The organism is Nocardia sp. NPDC050799 (assembly GCF_040654015.1).
GTDB lineage: Bacteria > Actinomycetota > Actinomycetes > Mycobacteriales > Mycobacteriaceae > Nocardia.
The window spans coordinates 117977-130054 of sequence record NZ_JBFAHF010000006.1 but is presented as its reverse complement, the minus strand read 5'-3'; the positions used below and the strand labels follow the sequence as shown (position 1 = coordinate 130054).

At 67.1% G+C, this 12078-nt stretch carries 9 protein-coding genes; 2 read left to right on the top strand and 7 right to left on the bottom strand.

Annotation, left to right across the window (positions count from 1 at the left end; genetic code table 11):
- Nucleotides 1-289 precede the first annotated feature (289 nt).
- Nucleotides 290-859 carry a TetR family transcriptional regulator gene (locus tag AB0H42_RS08875; protein ID WP_357051994.1) on the bottom strand — a complete coding sequence of 190 codons (570 nt, stop codon included), beginning with the start codon at nt 857-859 and terminating at the stop codon, nt 290-292.
- Nucleotides 856-2799: an MFS transporter gene (locus AB0H42_RS08870; RefSeq protein ID WP_357052286.1), complete on the bottom strand. Its 1944-nt coding sequence runs from the start codon at nt 2797-2799 to the stop codon at nt 856-858. Before AB0H42_RS08870 ends, AB0H42_RS08875 begins: the two co-directional genes overlap by 4 nt.
- A gap of 419 nt (nt 2800-3218) precedes the next feature.
- On the opposite strand from AB0H42_RS08870, the gene AB0H42_RS08865 reads away from it, so the two are divergent.
- Both AB0H42_RS08865 and AB0H42_RS08860 read left to right on the top strand, forming a co-directional pair.
- Nucleotides 3219-4109 carry an alpha/beta hydrolase gene (locus AB0H42_RS08865; RefSeq protein WP_357051991.1) on the top strand — a complete coding sequence of 297 codons (891 nt, stop codon included), beginning with the start codon at nt 3219-3221 and terminating at the stop codon, nt 4107-4109.
- A gap of 89 nt (nt 4110-4198) precedes the next feature.
- A complete protein-coding gene (locus tag AB0H42_RS08860) occupies nt 4199-4504 on the top strand; it encodes a hypothetical protein (protein ID WP_357052283.1) in 306 nt (101 codons plus the stop codon).
- 121 nt (nt 4505-4625) lie between these two features.
- Here the strand turns inward: AB0H42_RS08860 and AB0H42_RS08855 are convergent, their stop codons facing one another.
- From AB0H42_RS08855 to nuoL, 5 genes are all read right to left on the bottom strand, one after another.
- Nucleotides 4626-6266, bottom strand: coding sequence for an MDR family MFS transporter (locus AB0H42_RS08855; RefSeq protein ID WP_357051988.1), 1641 nt, complete (start codon nt 6264-6266; stop codon nt 4626-4628).
- Nucleotides 6259-6816, bottom strand: a complete 558-nt coding sequence (locus tag AB0H42_RS08850; RefSeq protein WP_357051985.1) for a MarR family transcriptional regulator — start codon at nt 6814-6816, stop codon at nt 6259-6261. Before AB0H42_RS08850 ends, AB0H42_RS08855 begins: the two co-directional genes overlap by 8 nt.
- A 120-nt stretch (nt 6817-6936) precedes the next feature.
- Complete coding sequence (gene nuoN / locus AB0H42_RS08845) at nt 6937-8559, bottom strand: NADH-quinone oxidoreductase subunit NuoN (protein WP_357051982.1); 1623 nt, start codon at nt 8557-8559, stop codon at nt 6937-6939.
- The gene (locus AB0H42_RS08840; protein ID WP_357051979.1) at nt 8549-10171 is read right to left on the bottom strand and encodes an NADH-quinone oxidoreductase subunit M; all 1623 of its coding nucleotides are present in this window, start codon (nt 10169-10171) and stop codon (nt 8549-8551) included. Before AB0H42_RS08840 ends, nuoN begins: the two co-directional genes overlap by 11 nt.
- Nucleotides 10168-12054: an NADH-quinone oxidoreductase subunit L gene (gene nuoL / locus AB0H42_RS08835; protein ID WP_357051976.1), complete on the bottom strand. Its 1887-nt coding sequence runs from the start codon at nt 12052-12054 to the stop codon at nt 10168-10170. The genes AB0H42_RS08840 and nuoL overlap by 4 nt, the downstream gene beginning before the upstream one ends.
- Between the last annotated feature and the right edge of the window lie 24 nt (nt 12055-12078).

Sequence of the window (12078 nt, the reverse complement as noted above, 5' to 3'; positions counted from 1 at the left end):
TTCAAGTGCAGTGCAGACCCGCCGAACGGGGCGACCGACTGGTAGGTCTGTGCCCCTGCTTTAGTGTCGGCCGTCTCGTAGCCGCTGAGGAGGGGCGGGAATGACATTCGACCCGACCTCGTCAATCGTTCCACACCACGGCCCGCTTCCGATCGTGTGCTGCACCGGCCCGCACCGGTCGAACTGCTCATTCAGATCTCCCCCTCGATCCGGCCGGGTCGGCCCGCGAGCTGATGTCGGGGCGGATGCGCAGGACCTCCGTGCACGTTGCCTCGGTGGGGTCGGGTGATCACGGGCCGGAGACTTCGCCGCCCTGACCGGACGTTCCTCGGTGGTCTCCGTCGAGTAGCTTCTGGACGATATCGCCGAAGCGCAGCAACACCTGGTCGGATTGTGCGGCAGAGTGGGGGGCTTCGAAGATTCGCAGTGTGGCGGCGAGGCCCATCAGCGCGCCTACTGCCAGCTCGGCCCGCAATTCGGCGTCGTCGCCGCCGAGCCGTTCGGTCAGCGCGTCGAAGTAGCCGCTGGTGAACTTCTCTTGGATCGTGGCGGGGTCCGGGGCGGTGAGTCGCAACATGATCGCGCGTCCCAACGGCTCCACCGCGTTCGTCTGCATACGTTCGATGATGTTTCCGACCAGGGCTCGGCCGAGTTCCTCGTCGGGGATCCCGGTGAGATCGAGTGGCTGTACCTCGGCCACCTCGTGAAAGAGTTTCTCTTTGCTTCCCACCACTTTCATCACCATTGCGGGCGACAGCTCTGCGGCCAGCGCGATGTCGCGGATGGTCACGTGGCGATATCCGCGCTCCGCGAACAGTTTCGATGCCGCCGCGACTGCGGCGTCCCTGGCTCGGGTCATCGCGCGGATACCGTGTCGGCGTGCGGTGTCGCCGGCAGGTGTGCGGTGGGTTCGAGAAGCTCGAGGTCGAAATTACGAGCTGATCCCCAGATCGTGATTGCGCGTGCGGTGGACGAGGAACTCGTGAACGCGGTGATGATGTATCTCCCGTTCTGCGGTAGTGGAAGTTGGTAATCTCCGGTCGCGCCGGTCCTGGTCGTGCCGACGGCTTCGCCGGTGTGCCGGGTGAGTACCACATTGACACCGTCCACCGGCCCGCTCGCATCGACCACTGTGCCCGCCATCATCAACCGTTCCTTCAGAACTATCGCATCGATTCTGCCGCCGGTGTCGATGTCCACCAGACGGGAGTCCGGTGTCCATCCGTCGGCTGCGGTGACCAGAAGATAGCGGCCCGGGCCGGGCACGGCGACCGAGAAGTGGCCCGCCGAGTCCACCTGGCTCCAATCGACGTGGTCCGCGGACGGTGTGAACACGGTGACGACCGCGTGACCGATCGGGCGCTTCGACTGGCTGATCACCTTTCCGCCGGCCACCGCCTCGTGCGGATGTTCGGATTTGTCGAGTTCCTCGCTGCTCTCGTCCGGTGTCTCGCGAAGTCTGGTCATGGCCAACGCGATGACCGCTGTGACGACGCAGGCAGCCGCGGAAACCCAGAACAGCACGGTGAAGGCCTGGAAGCTGGGAAATACCTCGTCGGCGACTCGGATCGTGCTCATGGTGGCCACGGCGGCCATGACTGCGCTGGACAGGGCCGTGCCGATGTACCGCAGTAGGGTGTTCAGTCCGTTCGCGGACGCCGATTCCGTCAGCGGAACGGCGCGCATGATCAACGTGGGCAGGGCGGCGTAGGTCATCGATGTCCCGGCGGCCACCAGCACCGAGCCGACGACTATCTGCCAGAGATTGTCGCTGAGATACACGCGAGCCACATAAGAACCCGCCATGACGAGTGTTCCGGTGAGCAGTGTCGCCACCGGGCCGTATCGGCGCAGGATCTTCGCGGATACCGGCGCCATCGCGCCGAAGACCAACGCGATCGGTGCCATCCACAGCCCGGTGTTCAATATGTCGTATCCGAGCCCGTAACCGGAACCGACCGGTAATTGGAGCAATTGGGTGGTGACGAGCATATTCGCGAACATGGCGAAGCCCAGCAGCAGTGAGGCCGCGTTCGCCAGCAGGACAGCCGGACGGGCAGCGATTCGCACATTGACGAGCGGATTCCGGACCCGGAGTTCGAGCGGCACCCAGGCGATCAAGAGCGTTGTCCCCACGCCGACAATGGTCAGGGTGATACCCGAGGTCCAGCCCCAATGGGCCCCTTTGGACAACGCGAGCATCACCGCTGTCAGAGCGACCGACCCGATGATCGCGCCCCGGTAGTCGAACGACCCGCCGGTCTTGACCGGCGACTCGCGGATCACCCGCCAGACGGCAGCAAGGACGACCACTCCCACTACGCCGGTGACCCAGAAGATGGCATGCCAGTCCAAATGCGCTGCTATCAGACCGGACAGGGGGAGCCCCGCGCCGGAACCGATCGCCAGGCTGGCACTCATCAGCGCGACACCGAGCGGCATGCGATCGCGCGGCAGCTCATCCCGGAGGATCGCAATACCCACGGGTATGAGGGACAGCCCGACACCCTGCAACGCGCGAGCGATGATGATCAGGATGAGGTCGGTACTGACCGCGCCGAGGACGGAGCCGAGCACCATGATGGCCAGTGCGACCATCATCATCCGCTTCTTCCCGAACATATCGGCGAGCCTGGTGACGGTGGGTATCGAGACCGCCCCGAAGAGCAAGGTCGCGGTCACCAGCCACGACGCGTTGTCGGCGGTGGTGTTCAGGAGCCCGGGTAGATCGGGCAGAAGCGGGAGGACGAGCGTTTGCTGGAGGGAGACGACGGTGCCGGTGAGCGCCAAGGTCGCCATCACGGTCCAGCTCCGTGAGCCTTCGGATTTTGCGACGCGGTCCGGCGCGCTCACACGGAAACCTTTCGTTCGGAGTGAACGTGCGTTCACCCTGATGAGTGAACCAGTGTTCACCATCCCGAGTCGAGCGCCGAGTGACGATTGTGAGCAACATCGCGATGTCGGGGTTCGGGGCTCGCCCTATCGCCGTCGGAATTAAAAGCTCGGCCCACGAGCAGACCGCGGGCTCTCTCGCGCGGCGGCAATGCTCACCGATCGGACCCAGGGACCGTGCACGGCGCCGCCGAGCAATGAGAGCAACGGTGGCCGCAGAGTCGGGCAGGGTGGCGACACCCGCCCGTCCTGCACAATCCGCACGAACGGACGGTGGTACCGGTGGATATGGTCCATGGAGTAGGACTGCCGCGAAGGAGTTGACAGTGACAGTGACGGTGACGTCTGCGGTGGCGGCACCGCGATGGTTCACGGAAGCCATCGCGGATTCGCCTGAACATCGTGAGGTCGAGGTGGCCGGGGGCCTTGTCCATCTGCGGTGCTGGGGCCGGGCCGACACGCCCGGCGTAGTCCTGGTGCACGGCGGATCGGCGCATTCGGGCTGGTGGGACCATATTGCACCGTTGCTCGCGACAACATATCGCGTGGTGGCGCTCGATCTGTCCGGCCACGGAGACAGCGCCGTACGCTCCCAGTACCCGCTCGACGGCTGGGCCGACGAGGTGATCGCGGCCGCCGAGGCCGGGGGTATATCGGCGCGACCGTACATCGTCGGCCACAGTATGGGCGGAGGGGTGACCGCTGCCGTGGGCGCTCGACACCGAGATTCTGTCGCGGGCCTGGTGATCATCGACTCGCCGATGTTCCGTGAGCCGCCGGAAGAGACCATTATCCGGCAGCTCGAGCGTAAGCCGAAGGCCTACCGGACCAAGGAAGAAATCTGCGGCCGGTTTCGTACCGAGCCGGCACAGGCTACGGTGCTGCCTTACGTGGCCCGGCATGTGGCGGAGGAATCGGTACGCCGCACCGACGGCGGATGGGTCTGGAAGTTCGATCCCGAAATGTTCCGAAAGCGGCTCGCACAGCCGAGCATCGACATGCCCGGCCTACTCCGGACGGTGGACACCCCCGCGCTGTACATCCGGTGCGAGCTCGGGTTGGTCGAGCGTGATACCGCGTCGGCAATAGCGGGATCTTTCAAGCGGCGGGCGACAGTTGTCGAATTGGCGGCCGCGGGTCATCATCCGATGATGGATCAACCGCTTGCTCTTGTCGCGACGGTGCGTACGGCTCTTGCGCAGTGGGATTCGAGGTAACCCTACCGGCACCGTATTTGGCAGGATCTTGCAACGTGAACGTGTCGGAAATCGTCTACAACGTCGTGGTCGTCACCCATCTGCTCGGTATGGCAGCGGTGGTCGGCGGATATGCCGCCGGTCGGCCCACCGTGAACGAGGTGATGGTCTGGGGCGCCCGGGCGCAGATCATCACCGGGGTGGTGCTGGTCGGCCTGGCGGAGTCACTGACCTCTCTGGACAAAGACCTGAACATGGTGAAGATCGGGGTCAAGCTCGTGATCTCCGTGCTGGTGGCCGCCTTCGCCGAAATGGGCCGGGCCGACGCCAAGCGCGGGAAGGATTCCGCATGGATGCCGGACGCGGCGGGTGGGCTGGCGATCGTGAATGTGCTGATCGCCGTGCTCTGGAGCTGATCCGGACGGCCGCGGCCGATGCGCGGCATCGGCCACCGGGCCGCCCGCGGCCGCCACATACGGAAGACCCCGGGTATCGCAGTCAGTGATACCCGGGGTTCTACGGGAGAGCGGTACCCGCTCAGTTCTGCAGCGCGGGTTCCCGGCGGGCGAATTCGCCGGACGCTGCCTCGACCGTCCGGTCCAGCTCGTCATCGGGGCCCATCGGATCGAGCTCGGGGTCGATATCGATCGTGCGGCGCAGCGGGCGGTTCGGCAACAGCGTGGTCGCCAGGAGCGCGACCACCGCCGCGACCGCGGCGATCAGGAAGATCCGGCCGGTCGCGTCGCCGTAGGAGGCGCGCACAATGGTGGCGATCGGCGCGGGCAGGCTGTCCAGGTCGAGATTGCTGCCGCCACCCGCGGAGGTCTGGATACCCAGCCGGGCGAACCCCTGGGCCGACAGCTCCCCGACGCGGGTCGCCAGAACCGATCCCAGCACCGAGACTCCGATGGCGCCGCCGAAGGTGCGGAAGAAGGCGACATTGCTGGAGGCCGCGCCGATATCGTGCACGCTCACCGTGTTCTGCACGGCCAGTACCAGGTTCTGCATCATCATGCCGACGCCCAGGCCCACCACCGCGATATACGCGCTGACCAGCCACAGGTTGGTTTCGTGGTCGAGCGCGGAGAGCAGCGCGAAGCCGAACACCAGCAGGGTGGCGCCACCGACGACGAAGCCTTTCCACTTGCCGAAACGGGTGATCAGCTGACCGGAGACCACCGAGGCGACGAGCATGCCCGCGACCATCGGGATGGTCAGGATGCCGGCGATCGTCGGCGAATGACCGCGCGAGGTCTGGAAGTACTGGCCGAGGAAGGTGGTGGCGCCGAACATCCCGATACCCACCGCGACGGACGCGATGATCGCCAGGCCGGTGGTGCGCTCGGTGACGATCCGCAGTGGCACGATCGGCGACTTCGCACGGGCCTCCACCCGTACGGTCGCCGCGAGCAGCGCCACGCCCGCCACCACGTACAGCAGCGACTCCCGGGAGAACCACTCGTAATAGCCGGCCTTCCCCGCGAAGGAGACCCAGATCAGCAGAATCGAGACACCGGCGGTCATCAGGACGGCACCGAGCCAGTCGATGGACACGTCGGCCTTGCGTTCGGTGGGCAGCCGCAGTGTGCGCTGCAGCAGGAACAACGCGATCAGTGCGAGTGGTACGCAGACGAAGAAGCACCAGCGCCAGCCGAGTGGGCTGTCCACGATGACGCCGCCGAGGATGGGCCCGCCCGACATGGAGACCGCCATCACCGCGCCCATATAGCCGGAGTACCGGCCGCGTTCCCGCGGCGCGACGATACTGCCGATAATGGCGACGACGAGCGCGGTCAGTCCGCCCATCCCGATGCCCTGGACGACGCGGGCGGTCAGCAGCAGTGTCACATCGTGGGCGAAACCGGCGAGGACCGAGCCCGCCACGAAGATGACGATGGCCGTCTGGACCAGGACCTTCTTGTTGAAGAGGTCGGCGAGTTTGCCCCAGATGGGGGTGGAGGCCGCGTTGGCCAGCAGCGCGGCGGTGATCACCCATGTGTAGGCGGTTTGCGAGGCATGTAGATCGCCGATGATCGTGGGCAGCGCGGTCGCCACGATCGTGGTACTGAGCAGCGCGGTGAACAGCGCGGCCAGTAGCCCGGTGAGCGATTCCAGAACCTCACGGTGGCTCATCGCGTAGGGGTCTCGCCGCGTCACCGCCTCGACTGGACTAGACATCTATTTCCTGACTCTCTTTCGATTCCGGCTCGTATTCTTCGGTGACGCTGCGCTGCGTGTCCGCGGACTGTGAGCTGTGCGGATGTTTCTGGTTGTCGGTCGCGGCGTGGCGACTGTCCCGGGCGATGAGTCGGCTCCGGAGGGTGTGCAGGATCTGGTGGGCGTGTGCGGCGTCGTCCACAGTCCAGTCGGCCAGGACCTCCTGCAGTCCCCGGACCCGTGATTCCCGGATCCGGACGAGAAGTTCGTGGCCGGCGGGGGAGACCTCGACGCGGATGGCGCGCCCGTCGCTGGGATCGGTATTGCGCAGGACATAACCGTCGGCGACCAGTTCGGTGATGTGCCGGCTCATGGCCGAGGCGCTGATACCTATCTGGGTGGCGAGGTCGACCTGCCGGCACGGACCGGCCGATTCCAGGTTGACCAGGACACTGATCCCGCCCGGCAGCAGTCGGCCCTCCTCGGGTTGTGCGAGGGACCGCCGGAGGGCTCGACTGATGAGGAACAGTTCGTCGAGGATGCCCTGTGCGGTGTCGGGGGGAACTCCCATGCGTACTCCACATCTAGTTGCTTGCGCTAATCAACTTTAAATCTGTTGCTTGCGCTAATCAACTAATGTGAAGTGTGCGTATTCCCACATCCGAGCCGTGCGGAGGGGGCGCTCTCCGGGCTACCGCACGAATTCGCCGGCGCGGTCGACGAGCTCCAGCAGGGGTTGCGGAACGATGCCGAAGACCAGGGTGGCCAGTGCCGCGATGCCCGCCACCGTGGTCGCGGCGGGCGGACCGACGATCTCGGGTGGGTCGGCCGGCGGATCGGTGAAGAACATCAGCACGATCACCCGGATGTAGAAGAACGCGGCGATCGCGCTGGCCAGCACGCCGACGATTACCAGCAGACCGGCGTCGCTGCCGGCCGCGGCCTGGAAGACCGCGAATTTCGCGACGAATCCCGCGGTGATCGGGATACCGGCGAACGACAGCAGCAGCAGCGCGAACATGGTGGCGAGCCACGGGGCGCGGCGGCCGAGCCCGGCCCAGCGCGGCAGCGCCGTCGCCTCCGTCCCGTCGGCTTCGCACACCATGCTCACGATCGCGAAGGCGCCCAGGGTGCCCAGGCCGTAGACGAACAGATAGAACAGGGTCGCGGCGATGCCGCGGTCGTCGGCGGCGACCAGCGCGGTGAGCAGGAAGCCGGTGTGCGCGATGGACGAATAGGCGAGCATTCGCTTCATATCGGTCTGCGTGATCGCCAGGATCGCGCCCACCACCATGGTGGCCACGGCGACGGCCGCCAGTACCGGCCGCCAGTCGTCGGCGATCTCCGCGACACCCACGGACAGCACGCGCAGCAGGGCGCCCAGGGCAGCGATCTTGGTCGCCGCCGCCATGAACGCGGTGATCGGTGTCGGTGCGCCCTGATACACATCGGGCACCCACGCCTGGAAGGGCACCGCGCCGATCTTGAACAGCAGTCCCACGGCCAGCATGGCCACGCCCAGCAGCGCCAGGGTGGGCGCGCCGGTCTCGGCGGCGAGCGCGTCGGCGATTCCGGCGAGGCGGACCGTGCCGGTCTGGCCGTAGAGCAGCGCGACCCCGTACAGGAAGAAGGCCGAGGAGAACGCGCCCAGCAGGAAGTATTTGAGCGCCGCCTCCTGCGAGAGCAGCCGGCGCCGCCGGGCCAGACCGCACAGCAGGTACAGCGGCAGCGAGAGCACCTCCAGCGCGACGAACATGGTGAGCAGATCGTTGGCGGCGGGGAACAACAGCAGGCCGCCCAGCGCCAGCAGCAACAGCGGGAAGACCTCGGTGGGTGTGATGCCCGCGGTTGCGGCCGACCGCTCGGCCCCGCTGCCCGGGACGGCGGAGGCCTGCGGGGTAAACGCGTCCATCCCATATTCGGCGGTGGCGGCGGTGCGGCTCCAGGTGCCCGGCCCGGAGCGCGGCCGGGGCAGCGGTCCGCGTTCGGCGACGAACAGCACCGACAGGATGCCGACGATCAACAGGGTGCCCTGGAGGAAAAGGGTGACCCCGTCGACCGCGACCGCGCCGACCGCGGCCGTCGTCGCGGTCCCGGACAGCAGCAGCACGGCGACCAGCGCGGCCCCCAGTGCCGCCAGGGTCAGTACCAGCTGCGCGGGATACCGCCACGGGCGCGGGAAGAACGCGTCCACCAGCACTCCCACGACCGCCGCACCGAACACGATGAGGATCGGCGCCAGCACGTGGTATTCGATACTCGGCGCCGGCACGGTCGCGGCCAGGACCGTATCGACGGACAGCTCAGCGCTCATGACGCACACCTCCGGGGTTCGCCGCCTCCGGATGGGCCGGGACCGGCGGTGCGGGGTCGACACTGCCGACCGTGGTGAGGGTCTGGTTCACCGCGGGATCGATGAAGTCCAGTATCGGTTTCGGATAGACACCGAAGAAGATCAGGGCGCCGAGTAGCGGCACCACGACCACGAGTTCGCGCGGCACCAGGTCCCGGATGCGTTCATTGCCCTCGCGGACCGGCCCCGTCATCATCCGCTGGTACAGCCACAGCACGTAGATCGCCGCCAGCACCAGCGCGGCGGCGGCGATCACCGCGGCCACCTGATACCTGCTGAACGTGCCGATCAGGACCAGGAATTCGCTGACGAACGGGGCGAGTCCGGGCAGGGACAGGGTGGCCAGGCCGGCGATGAAGAACGTTCCGGCCAGCACCGGCGCCACCTTCTGGACTCCGCCGTAGTCGGCGATGAGCCGGCTGCCGCGCCGCGAGACCAGGAAACCGGCCACCAGGAACAGTGCCGCCGTGGACAGCCCGTGATTGACCATGTACAGGGTCGCGCCGGTCTGGGCCTGGCTGGTCATGGCGAAGATACCGAGCACGATGAAGCCGAAGTGCGAGATGGAGGTGTAGGCGATGAGTCGCATCACATCGGTCTGGCCGATGGCCAGCAGCGCGCCGTAGAGGATGCCGATCACGGCCAGCGTGATCACCAGCGGCGCATAGGTGTCGACCGCGGCGGGGAACAGCAGCAGGCAGTAGCGCAGCATGCCGAAGGTGCCGACCTTGTCGACCACCGCCATCATCAGCACCGCGCTCGCCGGGGTCGCGGAGACGGCGGCGTCCGGCAGCCAGGTGTGCAGCGGCCACAGCGGTGCCTTGACCGCGAACGCGAACATGAAACCGAGGAACAGGGCGTTGAGCACCGCCGGTCCGGCGCCGAGCTGTCCGGAGTTGGCGGCCGCGACCACCGTGCGCAGGTCGAAGGTTCCGGCGCCGTCCGCGCCGAGGTCCTGCCGGACGGTGAGTACGTAGAGGCCGATCACCGCGGCGAGCATGATCAGGCCGCCGAACAGGTTGTACAGCAGGAATTTCACCGCGGCGCGGGAACGCTGCTGCCGGACCTGCGCGTCGTCGGTGCGTGGCCCGAAACCGCCGATGAGGAAGTACATCGGGATCAGCATGGCCTCGAAGAACACGTAGAACAGCAGGATGTCCAGGGACAGGAAGGACACCAGCACCATCGCCTCCACCAGGAGGGTGAGCGCGATATAGGTGTGTGCCACCCGTTTCCCGGTGCCGACCTCGCGGTCGTCGTGCCAGCCGGCGATGACGAGCAGCGGAACCAGCCCGGCGGTGAGCAGCACCAGGACCAGCGCGATCCCGTCCACACCGAGGGTGTATCCGGCGCCGAACGCCGGTATCCAGGTGTGGGATTCGACGAACTGGAACTGCTCGCCGCCGGGTTGGAAGGCCGTCGCCACCCCCAGCGCCACCCCGAAAGTGGCCACGGCGAACAGCAGGCCGACCCAGCGGGCCAGTAGTCGCTGCGCGGCCGGCAGCAGGAGTACGACCGCCGCGCCCACCAGGGGCAACAGCCAGAGCACGGACAACCAGGGCACGGCGCTCACCAGATCCTCACGGCCAGCAGGGCTGCGGCCACCAGGGCCGCGCCGGTGAACATGGACAGGGCATACGAACGGACGAAACCGGTCTGGATCCGGCGGGCCCGCGCGGACAGACCGCCGATGACCGCGGCGGTGCCGTTGACGAGACCGTCGATACCGCGGTTGTCGAGGAAGACCAGCGCGCGGGTCAGGTGACGGCCGGGCCGCATGAAGGCGGCCTCGTTGACGGCGTCGCCGTAGAGGTCGCGCCGTGCGGCGACGGTCAGCGCGGTCACCTCCTGCGGTGCGCTGTCGGGGACCGCGCTGCGCCCGTATTGCCGGTAGGCGACCGCCACGCCCACCGCGACCACGGCGAGGGCGAGCCCGGTGATCACCGGGACGGGCAGGATCGGTTCACCGTGGTGTTCGCCGACGACCGGTGCCAGCCAGTTCTGTAGCGCGGACCCCCAGGCGAAAACCGCGCCGGCGCCGACCGACCCGAGCGCCAGCAGGATCATCGGACCCGTCATCACGGCGGGGGATTCGTGCGGGTGGGTATCGGGCTTCCAGCGGCGTTCGCCGAAGAAGGTCAACAGCATCACCCGCGTCATGTAGAAGGCGGTGAGGCCGGCGCCGAGCAGGGTGACGGTCCCCAGGATCGGGCCGGCGGCGCCTTCGGCGGCGAAGGCCGCTTCGATGATGCGGTCCTTGGAGAAGAACCCGGCGAACGGCGGCACACCGATGATGGCGAGATACCCGAGACCGAAGGTGACGTAGGTGATCGGTAGCAGGGTGCGTAATCCGCCGTAGCGCCGCATATCGGTTTCGTCGTCCATGGCGTGCATGACCGAACCCGCCCCGAGGAACAGGCCCGCCTTGAAGAAGCCGTGGGTCAGCAGATGCATGATGGCCACCGCGTATCCCGCGGGACCGAGGCCGACGGCCAGCACCATGTAGCCGATCTGGCTCATGGTGGAGGCGGCCAGCGCCTTCTTGATGTCGTCCTTGGCGCAACCGATGACCGCGCCGAACAGCAGGGTCACCGCGCCGACCACCACCACCGCGACCCGGGCGGTGGGCGCGAGATCGTAGAGCGGGTTCGAGCGGGCGATCAGGTACACGCCCGCGGTGACCATGGTGGCGGCGTGGATGAGCGCCGACACCGGGGTGGGGCCCTCCATGGCGTCGCCGAGCCACGATTGCAGTGGTACCTGGGCGGATTTACCGCACGCGGCCAGCAGCAGGAACAGGCCGACGGCAGTGAGTGTGGCGTCGCTCGCCCCGGGGGCCGCGGCGAACACCGCACCGAAATCGAGGGACCCGAAAGTGGCGAACATGATCATCATGGCGATCGCCAAACCCATATCGCCGACCCGGTTGACCACGAACGCCTTCTTGGCGGCCGTGGCCGCCGACGGTTTGTGGTACCAGAACCCGATCAGCAGATACGAGGCCAGGCCGACGCCCTCCCAGCCCAGGTACAGCACCAGATAGTTGTTCGCCAGCACCAGCAGCAGCATGGCCGCGAGGAACAGGTTCAGGTAGGCGAAGAACCGGCGGCGGCCGAGATCGTGGCTCATATATCCGACGGAGTAGATGTGGATGAGCGAGCCGACGCCGGTGATGAGCAAGGCGAAACAGATGGACAGCTGGTCCAGCGCGAGCCCGAAGTCGACCCGGAGCCCGGCTATCGGCACCCAGCTGAACAGATCCAGCGCCACCGCGCGATCGGCGCCGGAACGGCCGAGCATCCCGGCGAAAGCGATCACCGCCACCACGAAGGAGGCCAGCGCGGTCACCGTGGCGAGCAGATGACCCCATGCGTCGGAGCGGCGCCCGGTGAGCAGCAGTACGGCAGCGCCGGCCAGGGGCAGGGCGGGCAGCAGCCACAGCGTTGCGGTATCCACGTCAGTGTCCTTTCGGCATGCTCG

Bases quoted from the DNA above. Each gene is read 5' to 3' on its own strand.
- nuoN (WP_357051982.1), bottom strand. From the start codon at position 8,559: ATGAGCGCTGAGCTGTCCGTCGATACGGTCCTGGCCGCGACCGTGCCG.
- AB0H42_RS08875 (WP_357051994.1), bottom strand. From the start codon at position 859: ATGACCCGAGCCAGGGACGCCGCAGTCGCGGCGGCATCGAAACTGTTC.
- AB0H42_RS08850 (WP_357051985.1), bottom strand. From the start codon at position 6,816: ATGGGAGTTCCCCCCGACACCGCACAGGGCATCCTCGACGAACTGTTC.
- AB0H42_RS08870 (WP_357052286.1), bottom strand. From the start codon at position 2,799: ATGGCGACCTTGGCGCTCACCGGCACCGTCGTCTCCCTCCAGCAAACG.
- AB0H42_RS08855 (WP_357051988.1), bottom strand. From the start codon at position 6,266: ATGTCTAGTCCAGTCGAGGCGGTGACGCGGCGAGACCCCTACGCGATG.
- AB0H42_RS08860 (WP_357052283.1), top strand. From the start codon at position 4,199: ATGGCAGCGGTGGTCGGCGGATATGCCGCCGGTCGGCCCACCGTGAAC.